The sequence below is a fragment of the Snodgrassella alvi genome, from assembly GCF_040741455.2.
Lineage (GTDB): Bacteria > Pseudomonadota > Gammaproteobacteria > Burkholderiales > Neisseriaceae > Snodgrassella > Snodgrassella alvi_E.
The window spans coordinates 1,298,637-1,322,039 of the sequence record NZ_CP160328.2 but is presented as its reverse complement, the minus strand read 5'-3'; the positions used below and the strand labels follow the sequence as shown (position 1 = coordinate 1,322,039).

Annotated in this window: 25 protein-coding genes; 18 read left to right on the top strand and 7 right to left on the bottom strand. The window is 45.2% G+C overall.

What is annotated here, in order from left to right; translation table 11 throughout:
• Nucleotides 1–118: 118 nt before the first annotated feature.
• From ABU615_RS05965 to ABU615_RS05955, 3 genes are read right to left on the bottom strand one after another with little or no spacing between them, the layout of a single operon-like run.
• Nucleotides 119–955 (bottom strand): PHP domain-containing protein, encoded by an 837-nt coding sequence (locus ABU615_RS05965; protein WP_267408593.1) that lies wholly within the window; start codon nucleotides 953–955, stop codon nucleotides 119–121.
• Between the two features lie 5 nt (nucleotides 956–960).
• The gene (locus ABU615_RS05960; protein WP_100141167.1) at nucleotides 961–1,122 is read right to left on the bottom strand and encodes an oxidoreductase-like domain-containing protein; all 162 of its coding nucleotides are present in this window, start codon (nucleotides 1,120–1,122) and stop codon (nucleotides 961–963) included.
• Nucleotides 1,119–1,343: an RNA-binding S4 domain-containing protein gene (locus ABU615_RS05955; RefSeq protein WP_267408592.1), complete on the bottom strand. Its 225-nt coding sequence runs from the start codon at nucleotides 1,341–1,343 to the stop codon at nucleotides 1,119–1,121. The genes ABU615_RS05960 and ABU615_RS05955 overlap by 4 nt, the downstream gene beginning before the upstream one ends.
• A 131-nt stretch (nucleotides 1,344–1,474) precedes the next feature.
• On the opposite strand from ABU615_RS05955, the gene argE reads away from it, so the two are divergent.
• The 3 genes from argE to ABU615_RS05940 all read left to right on the top strand — a co-directional run bounded on the left by argE (nucleotide 1,475) and on the right by ABU615_RS05940 (nucleotide 3,859).
• A complete protein-coding gene (gene argE / locus ABU615_RS05950) occupies nucleotides 1,475–2,632 on the top strand; it encodes an acetylornithine deacetylase (RefSeq protein ID WP_267408591.1) in 1,158 nt (385 codons plus the stop codon).
• A gap of 177 nt (nucleotides 2,633–2,809) precedes the next feature.
• A complete protein-coding gene (locus ABU615_RS05945) occupies nucleotides 2,810–3,208 on the top strand; it encodes a cytochrome b562 (protein ID WP_267408590.1) in 399 nt (132 codons plus the stop codon).
• Nucleotides 3,209–3,637: 429 nt separating this feature from the next.
• Nucleotides 3,638–3,859: a hypothetical protein gene (locus ABU615_RS05940; protein ID WP_267408589.1), complete on the top strand. Its 222-nt coding sequence runs from the start codon at nucleotides 3,638–3,640 to the stop codon at nucleotides 3,857–3,859.
• Between the two features lie 912 nt (nucleotides 3,860–4,771).
• Here the strand turns inward: ABU615_RS05940 and ABU615_RS05935 are convergent.
• From ABU615_RS05935 to recQ, 4 genes are all read right to left on the bottom strand, one after another.
• Nucleotides 4,772–5,338, bottom strand: coding sequence for a hypoxanthine-guanine phosphoribosyltransferase (locus ABU615_RS05935; RefSeq protein ID WP_370386743.1), 567 nt, complete (start codon nucleotides 5,336–5,338; stop codon nucleotides 4,772–4,774).
• A 372-nt stretch (nucleotides 5,339–5,710) separates the two neighbouring features.
• Nucleotides 5,711–6,181 carry an anaerobic ribonucleoside-triphosphate reductase-activating protein gene (gene nrdG, locus ABU615_RS05930; RefSeq protein ID WP_267408588.1) on the bottom strand — a complete coding sequence of 157 codons (471 nt, stop codon included), beginning with the start codon at nucleotides 6,179–6,181 and terminating at the stop codon, nucleotides 5,711–5,713.
• Between the two features lie 2 nt (nucleotides 6,182–6,183).
• On the bottom strand, nucleotides 6,184–8,325 hold the full coding sequence (gene nrdD, locus ABU615_RS05925) for an anaerobic ribonucleoside-triphosphate reductase (RefSeq protein ID WP_267408587.1): 2,142 nt from the start codon (nucleotides 8,323–8,325) through the stop codon (nucleotides 6,184–6,186).
• Between the two features lie 755 nt (nucleotides 8,326–9,080).
• Nucleotides 9,081–10,874 (bottom strand): DNA helicase RecQ, encoded by a 1,794-nt coding sequence (gene recQ, locus ABU615_RS05920; protein ID WP_323811395.1) that lies wholly within the window; start codon nucleotides 10,872–10,874, stop codon nucleotides 9,081–9,083.
• A 93-nt stretch (nucleotides 10,875–10,967) separates the two neighbouring features.
• On the opposite strand from recQ, the gene ABU615_RS05915 reads away from it, so the two are divergent.
• From ABU615_RS05915 to ABU615_RS05845, 15 genes are all read left to right on the top strand, one after another.
• Entirely contained in the window at nucleotides 10,968–11,405 is a 438-nt protein-coding gene (locus tag ABU615_RS05915) for a surface-adhesin E family protein (protein ID WP_267408586.1), read from the top strand.
• 25 nt (nucleotides 11,406–11,430) lie between these two features.
• On the top strand, nucleotides 11,431–11,754 hold the full coding sequence (locus ABU615_RS05910; protein WP_100141177.1) for a hypothetical protein: 324 nt from the start codon (nucleotides 11,431–11,433) through the stop codon (nucleotides 11,752–11,754).
• Nucleotides 11,755–11,883: 129 nt separating this feature from the next.
• Nucleotides 11,884–13,794, top strand: a complete 1,911-nt coding sequence (gene mnmG / locus ABU615_RS05905; RefSeq protein ID WP_367486551.1) for a tRNA uridine-5-carboxymethylaminomethyl(34) synthesis enzyme MnmG — start codon at nucleotides 11,884–11,886, stop codon at nucleotides 13,792–13,794.
• Nucleotides 13,791–14,426 carry a 16S rRNA (guanine(527)-N(7))-methyltransferase RsmG gene (gene rsmG / locus ABU615_RS05900; protein ID WP_100141179.1) on the top strand — a complete coding sequence of 212 codons (636 nt, stop codon included), beginning with the start codon at nucleotides 13,791–13,793 and terminating at the stop codon, nucleotides 14,424–14,426. The genes mnmG and rsmG overlap by 4 nt, the downstream gene beginning before the upstream one ends.
• Complete coding sequence (locus tag ABU615_RS05895) at nucleotides 14,423–15,202, top strand: ParA family protein (RefSeq protein ID WP_100141180.1); 780 nt, start codon at nucleotides 14,423–14,425, stop codon at nucleotides 15,200–15,202. The genes rsmG and ABU615_RS05895 overlap by 4 nt, the downstream gene beginning before the upstream one ends.
• 70 nt (nucleotides 15,203–15,272) lie before the next feature.
• The gene (locus tag ABU615_RS05890) at nucleotides 15,273–16,127 is read left to right on the top strand and encodes a ParB/RepB/Spo0J family partition protein (RefSeq protein WP_370388696.1); all 855 of its coding nucleotides are present in this window, start codon (nucleotides 15,273–15,275) and stop codon (nucleotides 16,125–16,127) included.
• A gap of 195 nt (nucleotides 16,128–16,322) precedes the next feature.
• Nucleotides 16,323–16,667 carry an ATP synthase subunit I gene (locus ABU615_RS05885; protein ID WP_370388695.1) on the top strand — a complete coding sequence of 115 codons (345 nt, stop codon included), beginning with the start codon at nucleotides 16,323–16,325 and terminating at the stop codon, nucleotides 16,665–16,667.
• Entirely contained in the window at nucleotides 16,664–17,524 is an 861-nt protein-coding gene (gene atpB / locus ABU615_RS05880; protein WP_100151585.1) for a F0F1 ATP synthase subunit A, read from the top strand. The genes ABU615_RS05885 and atpB overlap by 4 nt, the downstream gene beginning before the upstream one ends.
• 52 nt (nucleotides 17,525–17,576) lie before the next feature.
• The gene (atpE, locus tag ABU615_RS05875) at nucleotides 17,577–17,807 is read left to right on the top strand and encodes a F0F1 ATP synthase subunit C (protein WP_025331627.1); all 231 of its coding nucleotides are present in this window, start codon (nucleotides 17,577–17,579) and stop codon (nucleotides 17,805–17,807) included.
• A 64-nt stretch (nucleotides 17,808–17,871) separates the two neighbouring features.
• Nucleotides 17,872–18,342, top strand: coding sequence for a F0F1 ATP synthase subunit B (locus ABU615_RS05870; RefSeq protein ID WP_025331626.1), 471 nt, complete (start codon nucleotides 17,872–17,874; stop codon nucleotides 18,340–18,342).
• A gap of 4 nt (nucleotides 18,343–18,346) precedes the next feature.
• Nucleotides 18,347–18,883, top strand: a complete 537-nt coding sequence (locus ABU615_RS05865) for a F0F1 ATP synthase subunit delta (protein WP_267408582.1) — start codon at nucleotides 18,347–18,349, stop codon at nucleotides 18,881–18,883.
• A gap of 10 nt (nucleotides 18,884–18,893) precedes the next feature.
• The gene (gene atpA, locus ABU615_RS05860) at nucleotides 18,894–20,441 is read left to right on the top strand and encodes a F0F1 ATP synthase subunit alpha (protein ID WP_100151587.1); all 1,548 of its coding nucleotides are present in this window, start codon (nucleotides 18,894–18,896) and stop codon (nucleotides 20,439–20,441) included.
• Between the two features lie 24 nt (nucleotides 20,442–20,465).
• Complete coding sequence (atpG, locus tag ABU615_RS05855; RefSeq protein WP_100141186.1) at nucleotides 20,466–21,341, top strand: F0F1 ATP synthase subunit gamma; 876 nt, start codon at nucleotides 20,466–20,468, stop codon at nucleotides 21,339–21,341.
• A 33-nt stretch (nucleotides 21,342–21,374) separates the two neighbouring features.
• The gene (gene atpD, locus ABU615_RS05850) at nucleotides 21,375–22,772 is read left to right on the top strand and encodes a F0F1 ATP synthase subunit beta (protein ID WP_100100496.1); all 1,398 of its coding nucleotides are present in this window, start codon (nucleotides 21,375–21,377) and stop codon (nucleotides 22,770–22,772) included.
• 10 nt (nucleotides 22,773–22,782) lie between these two features.
• Nucleotides 22,783–23,205 carry a F0F1 ATP synthase subunit epsilon gene (locus ABU615_RS05845; protein WP_100156701.1) on the top strand — a complete coding sequence of 141 codons (423 nt, stop codon included), beginning with the start codon at nucleotides 22,783–22,785 and terminating at the stop codon, nucleotides 23,203–23,205.
• Nucleotides 23,206–23,403: the final 198 nt, after the last annotated feature.

Sequence of the window (23,403 nt, the reverse complement as noted above, 5' to 3'; positions counted from 1 at the left end):
TTTTGCAGCAATAACACAATGCTTGATAAACTGTGTTTGCACTAAGAAAACCGTCAATATGCATTTGGTGATCCAGGCCTATAAGATTTTACTTGTCTGAATTAAATCGCATATGCCGTTAATCTGTCAGATGATGCCAGACTGGTACGCAGATAGGTGGTAATTCGGGGCAGCAGCCTAGTAAGCCACCGCCGAAATCACCATCTCGATGAAAGTCACTGCCACAGCTGGCCAAAAATCCGAATTGTTGTGCCATTAAGGCATAGTTTAGACGGTCGTTGAGTCCGGAACGTCCACTGTGTACTTCTATAGCTACTCCACCACAAGCTTTGAATTCACTGAACAGATTACGTCGTGCCGTGGCCGAAAGTTCATAACGCATGGGGTGAGCTATCACTGCAATGCCTCCTGCATGGCGAATGGCAGCAACAACCTCGGTCAGTTCTGCCCATTGATGACGGACACTGCACGATTTACCATCGGCAAGATATTTGCGGAAAGCATCTGCTTTTTTATTTACATGGCCGCTATTAACCAGAAAATTAGCTATATGGGTGCGTGTTACCATGTCAATATTAGTGGCCTGTGCCAGTGTGCCTTCATAGGCACCCCTGATACCTTTTTTTTCCAGTTTATTGGCAATGGCCTGTAATCGTTGTAGCCGGCCGCTGCGTAGGCGCAGCAGCAAGGTTTGCAACAGCTCATCTTCAGGTGCAATATTCAGGCCGACGATGTGTATAGTTCGCCCGCGCCAGCTTACGGAAATTTCTACGCCATTGATTAATTGGATGCCACATAATTCTGCCTGTTTACGAGCTGCAGCCAGTCCGCCGGTGTGGTCGTGGTCAGTCAGCGCCAGCATCGTGCAACCGTTGGCATGTGCACGTTGAACGACTTCTTCTGGAGTCAGCACCCCATCGGAAATGGTTGAATGGCAATGTAAATCAATACTCATGAATATTATTGGTCGCAAGAAGATGAGGTGAGTTGAGCCAGATGTGCCTCATAGTTGGCTTTTTCACGATAATAAATCTGCCAGACGCAGGCCTCGCCACAATCGCTGTTGCAGCACTCCCAGTCTTCCGGTGGTACTGGTGGTGTTAATGATGATAGCGTATTCATACCTGAGTGTTAATCACGTAGATTTCAGTGTTACCCACGCCGATACAGTCTCCGACGATAATTTTGGCCGTTTTACGTGTCTCTGGCTGCTGATTACGTTGAACCAGGCCTTCAGCAATCATTTGTTTGGCTCGGCCTCCACTTTCTGCCAGTCCGGTCAGTTTGAGTAAATCACATAAAGCTACATATGGATGTCCTGCTAAATCAAAATGCTGTTTCATGTGTGGTGCCTTTCAGTAAAGGTATATTGTAGCGATTATCAGCATCAAGCAGTGTATTGTTTGATGTCAATGCTAAGTTAAAAGCATAAAATAGGGGCTTATTAAGCCGGAAATTCTTTGGAGATTTATTTGTGGATACCCTTTCCTGGTTATGTCAGCTCATTTCATTTGATACCACCAGTCGTCAGAGTAATTTAGCCTTGATTAATTATGTAGCAGATTATTTGGAAAGCCGGAAATTGTCGCCTTGGCTGGCACAAAATGTTGCTGGTGATAAGGCTAATCTGTTTGTAACGATCCCTGCCACAGATGGTCGTATTTCCGGTGGATTGGTATTTTCAGGCCATACTGATGTGGTACCGGTGGATGGACAGAACTGGCAGTCAGACCCGTTTGTGGCCGATGTGCGGGATGGCTGTGTTTATGGCAGAGGCAGCAGCGACATGAAAGGTTTTATTGCCAGTGTGCTTGCTGTGGTGCCTGCCATGCAGACAGCGAGACTGAAAGCACCCTTGCATATTGCTTTGTCTTTTGATGAGGAGGTGGGATGTTTGGGTGCACCGGTGATGCTGGCAGAATTGGAGAGAAGGGGGCTACAGCCTGAGTCGTGTATTGTTGGCGAACCTACATCGATGCAGATGGTGGTGGCACATAAAGGAATTCATACATTCTGCTGCGAGGTACAGGGTAAAAACGCTCACTCTTCACTGACTCCGGATGGAGTAAACGCAATTGAGTATGCCGCTCGTTTAATTGTCTTTATTAATCAGCTGGCTCAGCAATTGCAGCAACGTGCTGATTTGGATCATGCATTTGATGTTCCGTTTGCTACTGTTTCTACTGGCCTAATTCGTGGTGGTACAGCTATTAATATTGTACCTGATTACTGTGCTTTTGAATTTGATTACCGTAATCTTCCACATATGACAGTCGACGAACTAATTGAGCCTATCCGGCAATATATTTCGACCCAACTTTTGCCGGCTATGCGCAAAGTGGCGCCGGAAGCTGCTATCAAACTAAACCATGTCGTAAATGTTCCTCCTTTAAATGATGCAAATAATCATTACCTGCATAAGCTGATTGCTGGTCTTGTGGATGTTGAACAACAGGCTAAAGTAGCTTACGCTACTGAGGGGGGGCAGTTCCAAAATAGTGGTATCAATACCGTAGTGTGTGGTCCTGGCAGTATTACGGTGGCACACAAGGCTAACGAATATATTGAATTAGAGCAGCTTAGTCGCTGTGATGTTTTTCTGCGCAAACTGATTCAGATACTAAGTATGTAAGCGCTATTAAAAAAGATATTTTAGGCCGATTCTGTATCAAGAAGAGCACTTGTTAAAATAATTTGTCAGGAGATGTACGCTTTCCTGATTCACCACAGTGGATAAAGCTACTCTGTTGTTCCGCGTATGTAGCTGCATATGCAATGCTACCAATGATTGTAATAATGGGAAAATCAAATGAAGACAAAAGATTTCGTGTCAGTAGGAATATTGTGTCTATCGCTGACCGTATCCAGTGTAACTGTACAAGCGAATGAAGTGAATATGTATATGGGGGCGATTACCATGAGCTATGCACGATTCAATGCTGCTCAGACCGTTGCAGATGCACGTAAGGCTTTAGCTAATATGCGTACGGCGGCCGTGGCTGCACGGGCACAAAAACCATCCGCTCTGGCCAAGGCGCCAACTAATAATCCGAAACTGAAAGTTTATCAGTCTGAAATAGATAGGTTGATTGCTGAAATTGATAAAACTGGTAAGTTGGTGAATGCCGGCAAACTGGCTGAAGCCAAAACCGAGGGCAGAAAAATTCTGCAGTTGCGAGATGAGGGGCATGCAGCCATGAAGCACTGAAATGACTGTGGATTATGCAGATGATATGTTAAAATTATAACGTTGTACCAAAATGCAAAAAGCCTGGTTCCGCCCCTTAAAAGCTAAAGAACCAGGAAACATAGACAAATAAACATTAATCGGTAGAAGATGCTCAGTATTTTATTGCTATGCTGGCATCATCCGAAATTAGATAGGTAAGCTTTTTTCTGAAGCATTTTTTCAACCCCTTTTTACAATCGGATAAAATTGTAGTAATGAAAAAAATATACTTTATACAATAAATTTAGTGTTATTAAAATTTAACTACTTCATTATTGATTATAATACTCAATTTGCTACGTTGTCAGGTTTCATTAGGTAAATAATCGGTTTTCTGGGGTATTTTAGGCTAATGCTGAAAATTGCCGGTTCATCTTACCCAAAGGTGTTGTTTTTACGCCAATTGATATGGCAAATCCCAATACAACCTGTATTCCGCCGATTATAAATTTCGCTGGCGGAAACAGGCGTAACATATACGCCTCCAGATGGCGGTTTACTGCCAAAAAAATAGTCATTAACACTGCCTTTCCTGATTATTCTACCAACACCGCTTTGCGCTTCCAGACGCATGTGGCGGCAGAAGAATGGCAAGGCTGGAAGACCGTTAATCAGAACCGGCAGGCATAATGCCTCCCTGCCATTGTCTACCATGGAAAAGGTATGTCAATGACTTGGTATACAGATTTAAAAAACCATTTGTTGCAAAAATTCAATGGTTTATCTGTCTGATAAAACAGCCTTCCAGAGCTGGCCGTACTATTGAATACGGCTCGGCCATCATACTGTCGGATATTTATATTTGTCAAGAATGTGTTAAATAAATATTATGATTTACTAATTAATGTAATTATAGATTGAGCAGACTGACTAATGTAAAAAAATAATATGAATAATATAAATATTTATATTATTTGATTATTATGTATTGCTGTTTGCATAATAGTGAATGTTATTATATAAATATAGCTGAAATATGCTAAAAATTTAAAATTAAAATTTTTATCTAAATCTGCATAAAAAAATTCACTTTATGAGCAGTTTTATATTGGCTTTATGATCCATACTGGTTTTTTATTTTGATACTCCTTGTGTAAATGCTGATTGGATATATTAATTATTAATAATTAGATTGAATCTTCTATACGCTTAGATTTAAGCGATAGCTTGCAGAATTTTTTTATTAGCTCAAGTTTTTGCATGTAATTGATTTACAGTTGATTGGCATGCTGTTACGGTAGAATTAATTTTAGCGCTTAGGATAAAGATTGCTGCTGATTTTATATTTTATATCTGGCCAGATTTTACATATTATAAGCAGCTTATCAGGCACAGACCTGATAAGCTAATTGAATATAGTAGCTTGAATTTACGGGTATTAGTTGAGGGAAAGATTAGAATGATGATTTTAAAATTTGAGTTGGTGGCTGTTAGTACTTAATATTTTATTACCATATTTTTAGCCAAAATATTTTATTTTCCAATTCTAATATCCAGATAGTGGCAAATTATAACGAAGAGTTTTTGTTTGCTACAAAGTTACTAATTTTCTGCCAGCGCGTAAATTTCATCTAGATTGCGCCATTTTCCTTCAGCATCCATGCCATAGCCAAAGACGTAACGGTTGGGGACATCCAGTCCGACAAAATCAGCTGTAATCGGCTTGTCTTTATCAATCAGTTTATTGGCAAATACAGCGGTGGCGCAGCTGGCTGCACCCATTTCCAGTATCTGTTTTTTAACGGCTGCTAGTGTATGCCCTTCATCAAGAATATCATCCAGTACCAGTATATGGCGTCCAACTACGGCGTTTTGTGGTGCTCTCAGCCACTGATAGTTACCACCTTGCAGTTTATCGCCATAACGTGAAATATGAATATAGTCAAAATCCAATGGAAAACGCAGCAATGGCAATAATTTCCCAGTAAATACTACTGCGCCACCCATTACCGGTAATACCAGTGGATATTTGTCACTGAGTGCGGCTGTGATGTCCGCAGCCATCTGTTCCAGTTTCGCTTCACAGGTGTTGCGGTCAAACAGCAGCTCTGCTGTATCTAGCATGGCCTGTGTTTCAGCGCGTTTGGCGGTTAAATCAATTATGCTCATCGGTGGTGTCCGTGTCAGTGCGTAAAAACCGTTTGGGTTCTGTTGCTGGTCGGTTGTCGGTTATAGACACAGCATAGAAGCAGACGGTGTAGGCTAGGGTTTATTTGGGTAAATATGTGCTGTATCAATTGAGGGAAATAGCACTATGGTAGAGTTAAATTCGCGATTGTAAGCAAAATGAAGCGTAAATTATCCCAAAAATTTATTCAGCGAAGGCAAATTTTATGCCAATTTCCGCTACATTTGGCAGGGAGGAACTGGTATTGCAGGCTAAGTTGATGGTTTATTAATAGAATTTATTTGTAGTGTTTGTTTAAAAGCATCGTTGAGATGCGCTGAATAATGCGCATCTCAACGATGCTGAATTAAGAATCACGCTGGGCGCAGATAATGAATCTGCTGGTTGCTACTTCCACGCCAAATTAATGCTGGATCTCGCAGTTCCTTTATGAATTTACCATCAACCAAGGTGTTTATTTCTGCTACCACCTCTTGTTGCGCTACTGATAGTTCTGCCAGTGTATAGCCGGTCCAAAGCCAGATGTCTTTATGCTCTGTTTCCTGCCGCACTCGCTTCACCAGATGCAAAATAGCGCTAAGGTTATGTGGATGCAGTGGGTCGCCACCGCTGAGTGACAGTCCCTGCCGGATAATACGTGTGTCGTTAAGATCGCTGATGATGCGGTCTTCCAACTGCTGGTCAAATGGCTTGCCGGAGTCGGTTCGCCATGTGGTTGCGTTATAGCAGCCGCGGCATTTATGTTCGCAGCCAGCAACAAATAAGGTGCAGCGCGTACCAGGACCGTTGACGACATCTACCGGATAGTACTGATGGTAATTCATGTTTACAGAGCACCACACTGCTGGCCGAGATGTTTGACTCGTCTTTTCACTTCTTCCTGTTTGCCGGTGTTAAACGGTCTGGCGTCGGGGCTACCGAGATAGCCGCAGACACGTCGGGTGACGGATACGCGTGCCGGATCATGGTTGCCGCATTTGGGGCAGACAAAGCCTTTGCTGGTACAGGAAAATTCACCACTAAAACCGCATTCATAACATTCGTCGATGGGCGTATTGGTGCCGTAATAAGGTACATGACGGTAGCTGTAATCCCATACGTCCTCTAATGCTTTGAGATTGTGTTGCAGATTAGGGTATTCGCCGTAACAAATGAAGCCACCACTGGCCATTTTTGGGTAGGGTGCTTCGAAATCGATTTTGTCGTACGGATTAACTTTTTTTTCTACATCTAGATGAAAGCTGTTGGTGTAGTAGCCTTTGTCGGTTACACCGTCAATTACGCCGAATTCAGCAGTATCAAGACGACAGAAGCGGTCACACAAGTTTTCGCTCGGAGTGCTGTAAAGGCTGAAGCCATAGCCGGTCTCAGTTTTCCACTGGTCGGCAGTACGGCGCAGTTTCTCGACAATGGCTATGGCTTTCTGACGCAGGTTGTCACTGTCAAACACATGGATATCGCTGCCGTAGAGGGCATAGATGGTTTCATGCAGGCCGATATAGCCCAGAGAAATGGAGGCACGGCCATTTTTGAATATATGTGCTACGGGTTCATCGGCTTGCAGACGCACGCCGCAGGCTCCTTCCATATACAGAATCGGTGCCACTCGTGCTTTGACGTTTTCAAAACGGGCAATGCGGGTCATCAGGGCTTTGCGGCAAAGTTGCAGGCGCTCTTCCAGCAGTTGCCAGAACCGTGCTTCATCGTGTTTGGCTTCGATGGCAATACGTGGCAGGTTCAGGCTGATTACGCCCAGATTATTTCGTCCTTCATGAATTTCCTGACCGTTTTCTTCATAACGACTGAGGAAGCTGCGGCAGCCCATTGGCGTTTTGAAGGAACCAGTCACAGCTACAACCTGCTCGTAGTTCAGGATATCCGGATACATACGTTTGGAGGCGCATTCGAGAGCCAGTTGCTTGATGTCGTAGTTAATGTCTGACGCTTTGTGGTTCACGCCGTCTTTAATACTGAAAACCAGTTTTGGAAAGACAGCCGTTTTGCCATTTTTGCCCAGTCCGGCTAATCGATTGCGCAGAATAGCGGTTTGAATCAGCCGGCTTTCCCAGCTGGTGCCCAGACCAAAGCCGAAAGTGACAAAAGGAGTCTGACCATTAGCAGTATGCAAGGTGTTGACTTCGTATTCCAGTGACTGAAAAGCGTCGTAGCATTCTTTTTCGGTGCGAGTACGGGCGTAGTCTTCAGCATTGGCAATCTGCCATTCCTGAGCTACGGCAAAGTGTTTGTCGTAGCTGGTACGGACAAAAGGTGCCAGCACTTCATCAATCCGGTTTATGGTGCTGCCACCGTAAATGTGGCTAGCCACCTGCGCGATAATCTGTGCGGTAACAGCGGTAGCTGTGGCAATAGATTTAGGAGGTTCGATTTCAGCATTGCCCATTTTAAATCCGTTGGTCAGCATGCCTTTTAGATCTATCAACATGCAGTTGAACATTGGAAAAAACGGTGCGTAGTCTAAATCGTGATAATGAATTTCTCCCCGCTCATGTGCTAATACCACATCGCGCGGTAACAGGTGTTGCTGAGCATAATGTCTGGCCACAATGCCAGCCAGTAGGTCGCGCTGGGTGGGAATCACCTTGCTGTCTTTGTTCGCATTTTCGTTAAGCAGACTGAAATTGGTTTGTTCTACCAAACCCTGAATTTCGCGATTGAGATGTCCGCGAGATTCGCGCGCAACATCGCGCGAATGACGGTATTCAATATAGGCTCGTGCCAGTTCTTTATACTGACCGGCCATTAACTGGTCTTCTACTGCCTGCTGAATATCATGAATATCCACACATTCACGGTTAGCCATGAGGCTGCCCACTTGTGCAGCTACCTGCGCGCAATAGGCAATGTCGGTAATGTCCACGGCACAGGCGGCACGCTCTACGGCATCTTGAATTCGCGCCGCATCAAAGGGAACGCGGCAACCATCTCTCTTAATTACAATAGGTTTCATGTTGATAGTCCTTCTACTGCTGCCGGTAGCATCAGGCAGCAGTTACTGCTTATCTTTCCGGTATAACAATTGGGCCTGTTAAGATGTATAAACCTTAAAAATACTATATTTAGTATTAAATTTTATTTATAGACACTTTTTTTACTATATATGGGATTGGTATGTTGAATAAAGCATCATTTTTTACTGTTATTTGATATAACGCATCAAATAAGGTTGACATTGATATTTAATTTATAAAAATCATATATTTAGAAAAATGAAAGTGCTGTGTAAAAAATAGTCATTTCTTGCATAATGAAAGAAGCATAGGATAAAGTACCTAGATATCGAGCAGAAAAGGTGATTCAAGTTGTTGTTGCAGCCATGGGGCGTTGGCGCACGAATCAGCCGGTCGGAAGCGTGAGTGCTTTAAAAAAAGCAAAAGACTGCCAAGAAAGAATGAAATGATAGGGTAACAATCAGATAATGGTGATAGAACTATTCTGTTCAGTTAAGTTGCAGATAGGCATTAAACGAAGCTAAAAGCGTGCTGGCGGATGCAAGGTGAAATTACTGCGGATAATCAAATTAAAAAAGCAACGATTAATGCGTAAAAGATATTGAGGAAATAAACACCGATCTCGACAAGTTCATAAATATCGAACATTCGTATATGGATAAGATACTAAAGGTAGAATGATGAACGTATGAGAGAAGGTGGATAGTATAAACAGCGATATTTAACCGTGAGTTCGGTGGTACTCATGTATGAACTATTTTTGTGCCCATTCGCGACATATGGAAAGTATGTCAGCACCAAAATTCCTGATTTTACTTTCTCCCAGTCCATAAATCTGGTTTAAATCTGCCATTGTTGCCGGAGGATGCCGTACCAGATCCTGCAAGGTGCGGTCAGCAAAAATGGTGTAAGCAGGGACGTTATTTTCACTGGCACGCTCTTTGCGCCAGCGGCGCAGGTTTTGCCACAGACGCTCTTCACGTTCTGTACGCAGCCATGTGTCATTATTACGGCTACTGCGGATTTTGTCATGCTTAAGTGGACGCAGCCACACCTGATGTTCATTCTTCAATACTGCGCGTGCTTGTTCCGTTAACTGTAATGCCTGATTGGCTATATCCACATTTAGGTAACCAGCGGCAACACATTGTCGTACCACCGTGCGCCATTCCTTGACACTCAGTTGACTACCGATGCCAAAAGTCGATAGCTGCTGATGACCATAGCGCAACACCCACTCCGACTTGCGCCCACGTAACACATCAATCACATGGCCGGTGGCAAAACGCTGTCCCACTCGATACACACAGGACAGCAGCTTTTGCGCCAATACAGTACCGTCAAAACGAGTTGGTGGGTCAGTACAGTTGTCACAATGGCCGCATGGCTGGCTGTCTTCGCCAAAATAGCGCAATAACAGCTGGCGTCGGCAATCGGCCGTTTCACAGAAAGCCAGCATCGCATCCAGTTTTTGCAAATCAATGAGTTTTTGCGCTTCATCACGCTCAGCCAGCTGAATCCGCTCACGCAGTAATACCCAGTCATTCAGGCCATAACACAGCCAGCTGGTAGCAGGCAGGCCATCACGGCCAGCGCGGCCCGATTCCTGATAAAAATGTTCAATACTGGCTGGCATATCCAGATGGGCGACAAAACGCACATCAGGTTTATCGATACCCATTCCAAAAGCCACTGTCGCCACCACAATAATGCCATCTTCCTGTGTAAAACGGCGTTGGTTGTGGCTGCGGGTCTCCCAGTCCAGTCCGGCATGATAGGGCAGAGCGGTCAGACCGTTTTCTGTCAGAAAAGCAGCAATATCTTCCACTCGCTTGCGCGAGAGACAGTAAACAATGCCATTTTCCCCCGGCATCTGGCTGCGGATAAACTGTAATAGCTGTTTTTTGCCATTGTTTTTTTCCACAACCTGATAATCAATGTTGGGACGATTAAAGCTGGAAACAAAAAGGCGTGCATCATTTAAAGCCAGATAATGCTGAATATCAGCACGGGTAGCGCTGTCTGCGGTAGCCGTTAGCGCAATCCGTGGTACAGAGGCAAACTCATCTGCTAGTATTGCCAGCTGCTGATACTCGGGGCGGAAATCATGTCCCCACTGACTCACACAATGTGCCTCATCAATAGCAAACAGACTGATAGGCGTTTGGTGTAGAAACTGTAAAAAGCGTGGCATAACCAGCCGTTCCGGTGCTACATACAATAATTTCAGGTGTTCAGAAGCAATATCATCGGCAATACGCCGTATCTCTTCGCCACTTGTACCACCGTGAACACAAGCAGCTGCTATTCCATTTACATTCAAAGCTGTGACTTGATCCTGCATAAGTGCAATCAGCGGTGACACAACGATGGCCACACCATCGCGCATTAAGGCTGGAATTTGATAACATAAAGACTTACCTGCGCCGGTAGGCATTAATACCAGTGCATGATGGCCACTGGCCACCGTGTCGATGATTTCAGCCTGTTGCCCGCGAAATTCGGGATAGCCGAAAACATCGTGTAGAATTTGCACGGCATGAGTCACAAAACACCTGTTACACTGAATCTGAAACGGGTATTGTACTGCAACTTACCTCTATTTCCGACAGCCAACCAATTGCTGTTATAAGGAATCAGCATGAAAATCATTAGTCTCCGTCACCTAACAGCCAGTATGGCTATATCTACTATTTTGGCTGCCTGTACCACCACCAACGTGCCCAAAGCCAGCGGCAGCTGGATTGAGCTGGGTGTATCAGCCAGTGGTAATATTCAATATGCACTGGATAGCGGCAGCATTAAACGTCAGGGTAATATGGTAACCTTTCGTGACCGTAAAACCGTTATCGACCCGAAACAGCAGTATTACAGCAACACACCAGCCTATAAAACCGCATTGAGCACTACTCAGATAGACTGCAGCCGCAGATTGTTCCGCGTGCTTGATGTCGAATTGCTGGATGCGCATGGTGAGCTGATTCGTCAGGATCATTTTGGCGAAACCGATCTGCGTCCGATGGGTATTACCAGTGGTTCTGCTGCCGAGCAGCAATATCAGCACGTATGTAGCCATTAATTTTGCTAATAGAAAGTAATCAGGCATGAAAGCAAAATACAGCTTATGGATAATTTTAGGTTTGGCCGTATCGGCATGGGCAGAATCTCCAGCAGATGTAGAATTGCTCAGCGCACAGAAAGCCTATCAGGCCGCATTGTCTGGGCAAAGTGCCAGCCAGAGCCGTGCCTTACAGCTGCAAACCCAGTTGCAGTCAGCACAGCTACAGTTGAAGAATGCACAGGATAATGTTACCCGCTTGCAAAGTGATTTTAATCAGGCCGATGTGCAGCGGCAGCAAGCTGATGCAGCATTGCAGGCCGCCGGTGCCAGACTGGATGCGGCTTGGCAGGCTGTGCACAGCCGTTAAATCAATGCACCGTGCAGGCAACTACTGGAAGTAAAATCCGTTTATCAATTTATCGGCCTGACAAACAGCTGCAGCTCGCGTAAAATAATACACTTTTGCTTAAACGTTGTTCCGTGAAAAAACAACGTTATGGAATCAACTGTTGTCAAAATGAACTATCCGATTGAATACGATGTGATTGTGGTTGGTGGCGGCCATGCAGGTACAGAAGCCGCTCTGGCTGCTGCGCGCATGGGTGCAAGCACATTATTACTGACTCACAATATCGAAACGCTGGGACAAATGTCTTGTAATCCGTCTATCGGCGGCATAGGCAAAGGCCATCTGGTGCGTGAGCTGGATGCACTGGGTGGCGCAATGGCATTGGCAGCAGATAAGAGCGGGATTCAGTTCAGACGTCTGAATGCATCAAAAGGGCCGGCAGTACGTGCAACACGGGCGCAGGCTGATCGCATTCTATATAAAGCGGCCATCCGTTCCATGCTGGAAAACCAGCCTAACCTGCAATTATTTCAGCAGCAAGTAGAAGATATTATTGTTGAAAACGGCCGGGCAGTTGGCGTTATGACCTCTATGGGAGTTTCCTTTCGCAGCCGCGCTATTGTGCTGACTGCGGGTACATTTTTGGCCGGAAAAATTCACATCGGATTAGAAAATTATGCTGGTGGCCGTGCCGGAGACCCCGCAGCACAACACTTATCTGGATGTCTCAGAGATTTGAATTTACCGCAGGGACGATTGAAAACCGGTACACCGCCGCGGATAGACGGGCGCAGCATTGATTTCAGTCAATTGCACGAACAGCCAGGAGACAATCCTGCTCCGGTATTTTCTGTACGTGGCAACCTTGCTATGCACCCACAACAGATATCTTGCTGGATTACCCATACTAATAGCGCAACCCACGACATTATTCGCAGCGGTTTTGACCGTAGCCCGATGTTCACCGGCAAAATTGAAGGCGTCGGCCCGCGTTACTGTCCGTCTATTGAAGATAAAATCAATCGCTTTGCAGACAAAGACAGTCACCAAATTTTTCTGGAACCGGAAGGGCTGACTACACACGAATATTACCCTAATGGTATTTCCACCAGCCTGCCGTTTGATATCCAACTGCAACTGGTTCATTCCATGCCCGGTTTGCAGAATGCCCATATCTTACGTCCTGGTTACGCCATTGAATACGACTATTTTGACCCTCGTAACCTAAAATCCAGTCTTGAAACCAAAACTGTTTCCGGCCTATTTTTTGCTGGACAAATCAACGGGACTACTGGTTATGAAGAAGCTGCTGCACAAGGGTTACTTGCCGGTGCTAATGCCGTATTGTATACCCGAGAAACTGAACCCCTATTATTGCAACGTGATCAGGCTTATTTAGGCGTACTCGTTGACGATCTCATTACTAAAGGCGTGACCGAACCTTATCGCATGTTTACTAGCCGTGCTGAATACCGCCTACAACTGCGTGAAGACAACGCCGATATGCGGCTTACCGAGCTGGGGCGCAGCGTAGGATTGGTGAATGATGAACAGTGGCAAATATTTCAGCACAAGCAGGAAGCTGTCGCACGCGAACTCCAACGCCTGAGCCATGTCTGGTATACACCACTTAATCTGCCGATAGCTGAGCAACAACGCGTACTCGGTCAGTCTTTAAGCAAAGAATCCAGCCTGCTGGACATGTTGCGCCGGCCAAATGTTTGCTATGCTGACTTAATGACTCTGCCCAATGCACAACAGGAAATACTGAATAGTGATGCGGCAGAACAAGTGGAAATTCAGGCAAAATATCAGGGTTATATTGAACGACAAAACGAAGAAATCAGCCATCGCCAGAATCTGGAAAAAATGAAACTGCCAGATAGCATCGATTACTCATTGGTAAAAGGTCTTTCCGCCGAAGTACAACAAAAATTAAATCAGTATCGTCCCGAAACTGTAGGACAGGCGTCCCGTATTTCCGGTATCACACCGGCAGCGGTTGCTTTACTGATGGTTCACCTAAAACGGGGTTTTGAGGGAGCAAAAACAGCATGAGCGACATGAAAACTATGCTGCAACAAGGTTTGCAGCAAATGAATATCAACCTGACCGTACCACAGCAATTACAACTGCTTGCTTTTGTAGAACTGTTAAAAAAATGGAACAGCACTTACAACCTCACCGCGTTGCGTAATGATCAGGATGTTATTAGTCATCATATCCTCGATAGCCTGACGCTACTGCCCTATGTGGAAAAAGCCCGGGGTCTGATAGATGTTGGCAGCGGTGGTGGTATGCCAGGCATCCCTGTAGCTATCTCCCGTCCGGATTTGCCTGTTGCTTTGCTGGATGCCAACAGCAAAAAAACCTCATTTCTGCAACAGGCAGTAATCGAACTGGGCTTAACTAACGTACAAGTGATTACCGCTCGCGTAGAAGCCATGGTGGGTGAACAGTTTGATGTAATCACTAGCCGTGCGTTTGCCGAATTAAACGATTTTGTCACCATTACCAAACAACTAATGGCAAAAGGTGGATATTGGGCGGCTATGAAAGGCGTCTATCCGTATGAGGAAATCGAACGTTTGCCTGAAAATGTTGAGCTGGTACGTGTGGACAAACTCAGTGTCCCCCATCTGGATGCAGAACGTCACATGGTGATTGTCCGCAAGAAAGAGCATGCATGAGTGCACATATTATTGCCGTAGCCAATCAGAAGGGTGGTGTGGGGAAAACTACCACCGTTGTTAATCTGGCAGCCTCACTGGTGGAAAAAAAGTCCACAGTATTGATTGTTGACCTCGACCCGCAGGGTAATGCCACAACTGGCAGCGGCATCAATAAAGGCAATGTCACCAACGGCGTATATGCCGTGTTGTTAGGTAATGAAGATATAAACAACGCCATAATTACTGCACAACATGGCGGCTTTGATGTTCTGCCTGCAAATAGAGCACTGGCTGGTGCTGAAGTCGAGCTGGTGCAAGAGCTGGCACGAGAAATGCGTTTGAAAAATGCGCTGGCGCAGGTAGCCGATAAATACGATTACATCATTATTGATTGCCCGCCCACATTAACCCTATTAACCATCAACGGATTAGTAGCTGCACGTCACATCATAGTACCAATGGTATGCGAATATTATGCACTGGAAGGGATTTCCGATCTTATTGCTACCGTGCGTAAAATCCGTCAGGCCATCAACCCTCAGCTCGAAATACTGGGTATTGTTCGCACATTATATGACCCACGCAGCCTACTGGCCAAACAGGTGGATGAACAGTTAATGACTCATTTTCCTGATCAGCTGTTCAGTACCCCTATCCCGCGTAATATCCGATTGGCCGAAGCTCCCAGTCATGGCATGCCTGCATTGCAGTACGACCCGCGAGCCACTGGTACCAAAGCATATCTCGCGCTAGCTGACGAAATTTTGCAGCGCACAGCCACTAAACAGACATAGAATTATTCATTTTCATGGTAATAACATCAGCACAACAATAAGTGTCAACCAATAAATTAAAGAGCGATACATGGTTAAAGCAAAAGGTTTGGGTGCAGGGCTAGACGCCCTACTTGGTTCCGGCAGTGATATCACCGGTGGCGACCGTTTAACCAAAGTCGCAATTAGCGATATTATTCCCGGACGTTATCAACCACGTACTCAAATTGATGACGAATCATTGCAAGAGCTGGCTGAATCCATACGCGCGCAAGGTGTCATTCAGCCAGTGATTGTACGGGAAATGGGACTGCAGCAATATGAGCTGATTGCCGGTGAACGCCGCTGGCGAGCTGCCCGTCTAGCCGAACTGGCGGAAATTCCAGTAGTCGTCAAAAGCATTTCTGACGAAGCAGCACTGGCAATGGGACTCATTGAAAACATTCAGCGCGAAAATCTCAATCCGATTGAAGAAGCACAAGGCCTGAAGCGACTGGTAGATGAATTTGGACTCACTCATGAAACAGTGGCCAAAGCTGTAGGACGCAGCCGCAGTAGCATTTCCAATAGTCTGCGCTTACTCAATCTACCGCAACCAGTACAAGACTTAATGTACAGCCGGCAGTTAGAAATGGGTCATGCCCGTGCCTTATTGACTTTACCTGTTATCCAGCAGATTGATCTGGCTCAGAAAGCAGCTCAGAATGGTTGGTCAGTGCGCGAAGTGGAACGCCGTTGCCAGCAAGTACAGGTCAAACCAGAAACCGCCACTCCCCATCCGGCTGAAAAAAGCAGCGAAGTTCAATCAATAGAAGCTGCGCTGGAGCGACGTTTTAGCGTACCAGTCAAAGTACAAAGCCGCAACCAGCGCAGCGGCCGTATCATCTTACAATTTGATAATCCCGAAACCTTGAGTCATTTATTACAAAAAATGGGACTGGAATAAATCCTGCAATCACAGATTAATTGTGGCAAAATTGTTTAATTCAGTTATCAAATTCGGCAATGTTAAAGAAATATATAGAAAAATTAATAAATTAGCTGAAATTTATTTAACAAAATTTCACAAAATTACTTGACGATATAGTATTAGTTGATTATATTAGCGCAGCTTACCGCAGTGTTTTTTTAAGGTAACAGAATGAGGTGGATCATGTTCTGGCAAACAGTCATGTTGTTTGCCGCAGTTTGTGTGTCCGCATGGTTGTGGAAATATTCTGCTATCTGGTCGGCAGTATTGGGTGGACTGAGTTACCTGATACCTACATTATTGGCGATGCTAACCATCATCGCCGCCAAAAAATTACCGGCGCTATTACCGGCAACACTATTAATGGCCGAAATCAGCAAAATTCTCATGATATGCCTAATGATGTTGCTGGTTTACGTGTGCTATTCCGCAGTTAACTGGTTTGCTTTCCTGACAGGACTTATACTGGTCAGTCAGGCTGGATTGTTCACATTTAGAAAAAGATTGTTACTATGAGCGGCACAGAGATGACTCCGGGCGAATATATCAGCCATCACTTAATCAATTACACTCAGAAATCACCAGATTACCAGACCAATATGGTTGATTTCTCCTTTCTTAATCTGGATACCCTATTTTTTTCCATACTGACTGGCATCATCGCCTCAGCTATTCTGTTTGTAGCAGCTCGTCGTATGAGAGTAGGTGTGCCTACCCGTTTTCAAGCCGCCGTCGAACTACTAATTGAATTTGTGGGTGGTATCTGCAAAGATATGGTTCACAATGAGAAATCTCGAAAAACCATTGCTCCTCTGGGCTTGACTGTATTCATGTGGATTCTCTTCATGAATATTATGGATCTGCTACCTGTAGATTTGTTGCCTTGGGCATGGCAGCATGCTACGGGTGACCATCATGCGTTTCTGCGCGTTGTTCCCACGGCAGACCTGAATACCACCATGGCAATGGCGATTTCTGTATTGTTTCTGTGTATCGTTTACAATATCAAAATCAAAGGATTGGGTGGCTGGATACACGAATTATTCAGTGCACCGTTTGGTAACAAAATTTGGTTGTTCATCCCCAATTTTCTGATGAATATCATCGAATTTTTCTCCAAGACCCTGTCTCATGGTATGCGACTATTTGGTAACATGTATGCCGGTGAAATTTTATTTATGGTGATCGCTCTAATGGGTGGTGCCTGGGGTATGTCCGGTGCTGCAGGCGTAAGCGATGTGGTTTTATTCATTCTCCAGATTATTGCAGGTTTGGCTTGGGCCATATTCCACATTTTGGTCATTGCTTTACAGGCATATCTCTTTATGGTGCTGACCTTCGTATATTTGGGTCAGGCTCACGATTCCCATTAAGGGTAATTTATTTATTGTAGTATTCTTTTCTTTTATTTAAGGAGTGAAGTAAATGGGTGGTTTAATCGCTATCGCTTGTGGTTTGATGATTGGTATTTCTGCCATGGGTGCATCTATCGGTATCGGTATGCTGGGCGCAAAATACATGGAATCTTCTGCCCGTCAGCCAGAATTAATGAACTCATTGCTGGGTAAATTCTTCATTATCATGGGTATGATTGATGCTGCGTTCATTATTTCTCTGGGCGTATCATTCTTGTACTTCGCCAAAATCGGCGGCTGATAAACTTAGATTTGCTGGTTGTTAACTGTATTAATTAATAAACACAAATTCTAAAGGTTTAATCGTGAATATCAACGCAACCCTAATTGCACAAGTACTTGTTTTTGTCATGTTTGTGCTATTTACGATGAAATTCGTATGGCCACCCATCGTCAAAGTACTTGATGCCCGTGCCGACAAAATTGCCGAAGGTTTGGCTGCTGCCGAACGTGGAAAAAACGATTTTGCTCAGGCGGAAAAACGTGTTGCTGATATCTTGGCCGAGGGTCGCAGTCAGGTCTCCGAAATGGTGGCCAATGCGGAAAAGCGTGCCGCGCAGATTGTTGAGGATGCCAAAACTCAGGCATCCGAAGAAGCTGCCCGTATCATGGCTCAGGCAAAAGCTGATGTAGAGCAGGAAGCTAACCGGGCCCGTGAAGCACTGCGGCAGCAGGTAGCAGATTTGGTTGTAAAAGGTGCCGAATCTATCCTGCGCAGTGAAGTTAATCCTTCACGTCACGCTGATTTACTGGCGAACCTGAAACAGGAGCTGTAATCCCATGGCTGAGTTCGCAACCATAGCCAGACCTTATGCCAAGGCATTGTTTAGTCTGGCGCAAGAACAGAATCAGATTGAGTCTTGGTTGGACGAACTGAAAACACTGGCTGAAATCATACTGCAACCGAAAGTGCAGTTACTAATAGATGAGCCGGAATGCGAATACACTGAAAAGGCAAAAGAAATCCTGTCTTTAGTGGATTTTACGCCCGCAGAAGATTTGAAAAACTTCATTTTTGTGCTGGCGCAGAACAAACGCTTAACAGTTTTGCCAGAAATTTATACGTTATTCCAAGACTATGCTTTGTCCCTTAACGACATAAAAGAAGCCACCGTATACACAGCCTACCCTATTGATAAAGCGCAGTTTGCACAAGTAGTAGTGGATCTGGAAGCCCATTTCAACACACGGTTGAAAGCGCATCAGGTGGTTGCCCCAGAATTAATTGGTGGCATAAAAGTAGAAGTTGGTGACCGAGTATTGGATTTGTCGGTGCAGGGTAGATTAAACAGCCTGCATACGGCATTGATGAATTAGGAGAGTTTTCATGCAGCTTAATCCTGCTGAAATTAGCGATTTGATTAAAGCTAAAATCGCAAACCTGAACGTAGATACAGAATTACGTACCCGTGGTACCGTAATGTCTGTAACTGACGGGATTGTGCGCGTACATGGCTTGTCAGACGTGATGCAAGGTGAAATGCTCGAGTTTCCCGGCAATACATTTGGTCTCGCCATGAACCTGGAGCGCGATTCTGTAGGTGCCGTGATTCTGGGCGAATCCGAACACATTAAAGAAGGTGACGAAGTTACCTGTACTGGTCGCATTCTGGAAGTGCCAGTAGGCCGTGAGCTGGTAGGCCGCGTCGTAGATGCACTGGGTCGCCCCATTGATGGTAAGGGACCGATTAATGCTACACATACTGCTCCGGTAGAAAAAATTGCTCCGGGTGTAATTGCACGTCAATCTGTTGATCAGCCAATGCAAACCGGTCTGAAAGCCATTGATTCAATGGTGCCTATTGGCCGCGGACAGCGTGAATTAATTATCGGTGACCGCCAGACAGGTAAAACAGCCGTGGCTCTGGATGCTATTGTTAACCAGAAAGATACCGGCGTAATCTGTATTTATGTAGCCATCGGCCAGAAAGCTTCTTCCATTGCTAGCGTAGTGCGCAAACTGGAAGAACATGGTGCGATGGATCATACCATTATTGTAGCAGCTACTGCCTCTGAAGCAGCTGCGCTGCAATATATCGCTCCGTATGCTGGTTGTAGTATGGGTGAATTCTTCCGTGATAATGGTGAAGATGCCCTGATTGTCTATGATGACTTGTCCAAACAGGCCGTAGCCTATCGTCAAATTTCCCTGCTATTGCGCCGTCCACCTGGCCGCGAAGCTTATCCGGGTGACGTATTCTATCTGCACTCACGTCTGCTAGAACGTGCTTCCCGTATTAACGCACATGAAGTAGAAGAACTGACCAAAGGTGCAGTAAAAGGCAAAACCGGTTCATTAACTGCATTGCCAATTATTGAAACACAGGCTGGTGACGTTTCTGCATTTGTACCGACCAATGTAATTTCCATTACTGACGGACAGATATTCCTAGAAACCGACCTGTTTAACTCCGGTATTCGTCCGGCCATTAATGCTGGTATCTCTGTATCCCGCGTAGGTGGTGCTGCTCAGACTAAAGTTATCAAAAAACTGGGTGGTGGTATTCGTCTGGCATTGGCTCAGTATCGAGAACTTGCGGCGTTTTCTCAGTTTGCTTCTGATTTGGACGAAGCAACACGCAAACAGTTGCGTCATGGTGAAGTTGTGACCGAACTGATGAAACAGAAACAGTTCAGCACGTTGAGTACAGGTGAAATGGCACTAACTCTGTGGGCAATCAATAATGGCTCATATGATGATGTTCCTGTGTCCAAGGCATTGAATTTTGAGTCAGAATTTTTGGGCTATGTGCGTACTCAGTGTCCAAATGTATTACAGGACATCGATGCCACCGGTGCATTAAGCGATGACAATGCCAAAGCATTGGACAACGCCATGAAGACCTTCAAATCGTCTTACGGCTATCAGGCGTAAACGTGTCATTGAAAGGAGTCTGAAATGGCAGTAGGAAAAGAGATTCTCACCCGAATTCGCAGTGTTCAAAATACCCAAAAGATCACTAAAGCGATGCAGATGGTGTCAACCTCTAAAATGCGGAAGACTCAGGAACGGATGCGTCAGGCGCGTCCGTATGCCGATAAAATTCGTCTGGTGATGAGCCATCTGGCACAAACCCATTCTAATCACAACGTCCCGCTGTTGCGTAGTAATAATGACAGTAAGCGAGTAGGATTTATTGTTATTACGACTGATAAAGGACTATGTGGTGGTCTGAATGCCAATATCCTTAAAGCATTCTTCAGTAAAGTGCAAGAATGCAATCAGCAGGGGCTTGAGGCCGAAGTTGTATGTCTCGGCAGTAAAGGACTGGCCGCCTGTAACCGAGTGGGTTTGAATGTCATTGCCAGTGCTGTGGGTCTAGGTGATACACCTAGAGTGGCTACATTGCTGGGTCCGTTAACGGAAATTTTTCAGCGTTATGCAGAAGGTAAACTGGATGCCATTTATCTGGTTTATGCCGGCTTTATCAATACCATGCGTCAGGAACCACGTCTGGAAACACTGCTGCCCATCGGGCAGAATGTTCTGGATCAGGTATCTGAAAGTAAGGAATACAGCTGGGAATATGTATACGAACCCTCGCCACAACAGGTGCTGGAATTTTTAGTCCGCCGTTATTTAGAGTCTGTGGTTTATCAGGCCTTATCTGAAAATATGGCTGCCGAGCAGGCTGCGCGTATGGTAGCGATGAAAGCTGCTACCGATAATGCAAGCAATGCCATTAAAGAATTGCGTCTGGTGTATAACAAATCGCGTCAGGCAGCGATTACCACAGAGTTGTCAGAAATTGTGGCCGGTGCTGCTGCTGTTTAAGCAGTACAGGTCAAATAAACTTAGGATGCGATAATGAGCCAAGGCAAAATCGTACAAATCATTGGTGCGGTAGTGGACGTAGAATTCCCACATGATTCCATACCCAATGTGTATGACGCTCTTAAACTGGTTGATACTGATTTGACTCTTGAAGTTGAACAGTTACTGGGTGATGGTATCGTGCGTACCATCCCTATGGGTACTTCCGATGGTCTGAAACGCGGTATGGCCGTAGTTAATACCGGCGCACCGATTACTGTACCGGTTGGTACAGCTACATTGGGTCGGATTATGGACGTTTTGGGTCATCCGGTGGATGAAGCTGGCGAAATTCAGACCAGTACTACCCGCTCCATTCACCAACAGGCACCGAAATTTGATGAGCTTTCCAGCTCAACTGAATTGCTGGAAACGGGTATCAAGGTGATTGACCTGCTGTGTCCTTTTGCCAAAGGCGGTAAAGTTGGCTTGTTTGGTGGTGCCGGCGTTGGTAAAACCGTTAACATGATGGAACTGATTAACAACATTGCCAAAGCACACAGTGGTTTGTCTGTGTTTGCCGGTGTAGGAGAACGTACTCGTGAAGGTAATGACTTCTATCACGAGATGAAAGACTCCAACGTACTGGATAAAGTGGCCATGGTGTATGGTCAGATGAACGAACCACCTGGTAACCGTCTGCGTGTAGCTTTAACTGGTCTGACCATGGCGGAATACTTCCGTGATGAAAAAGATGAAAACGGTAAAGGCCGTGACGTACTGCTGTTCATCGACAACATTTACCGTTACACACTGGCCGGTACTGAAGTATCAGCTTTGCTAGGGCGTATGCCGTCTGCTGTGGGTTATCAGCCAACACTGGCTGAAGAAATGGGTCGTCTACAGGAGCGAATTGCTTCTACTAAAACTGGTTCCATTACTTCTATCCAAGCCGTGTATGTACCTGCAGATGACCTGACTGACCCATCTCCGGCCACAACATTTGCCCACTTGGATGCAACTGTGGTGTTAAGCCGTGATATTGCTTCTTTAGGTATTTATCCGGCAGTGGATCCGCTGGACTCTACTTCACGCCAGCTAGACCCCGCTGTAATTGGTCAGGAACATTATGACGTTGCACGTGGTGTACAGACTACTTTGCAAAAATACAAAGAGTTGAACGATATCATTGCGATTCTGGGTATGGATGAATTGTCTGATGAAGACAAACTAACCGTAAACCGCGCACGTAAGATCCAGCGCTTTTTATCACAGCCATTCCACGTAGCAGAAGTGTTTACCGGTGCGCCGGGTAAATATGTTTCACTGCGTGATACCATTGCCGGCTTTAAAGCTATTCTGAATGGTGAGTACGATCACCTGCCTGAACAAGCTTTTTACATGGTAGGCAATATTGAAGAAGCTGCTGAAAAAGCGAAAACCCTAAACTAAGGAGCGCTTGATGAGTACCATGCAAGTGGAAGTGGTGAGTAACGAAGAAAACATCTATTCAGGTGAAGCCAGCTTTGTTGTTGTGCCGACTCTGGAAGGTGAGCTAGGTATTTACCCTCGCCATGAACCCATTATGAGCTTGGTGCGTCCTGGTGCTCTTCGTTTGACCGTACCTGACCAGAAAGAAGAAATTCTGGTAGCAGTATCAGGCGGTGTTCTGGAAGTACAGCCGAATAAGCTTACGCTTTTGGCAGATGTGGCCGTTCGCAGTGAAGAAATGGATCAGCAGCGTGCCGAAGAAGCCAAAAAAGCAGCCGAATCCGGTATCCATGAGGCCAAGGATGATGTTTCACTGGCCAAAGCTCATGTGGCTTTAGCTGCGGCGATTGCTCAACTGAAAACTCTGGATTACCTGCGCACTCATCGAAAATAACATTGATTTATATAATCAGATAAATAATCTGATTATAATAAAAAATGTTTTAAGCCCGAGCATTGCTCGGGCTTTTCTATTACTTAAGTTCAACCATGAGAAAATATTTCTCAGTATAATGTTTTAAACTTCAAAGTATATGTCATTTACAAATTAATGATAAGAGCTGATGCATCAAAAGAATCATTGAGACCAGTA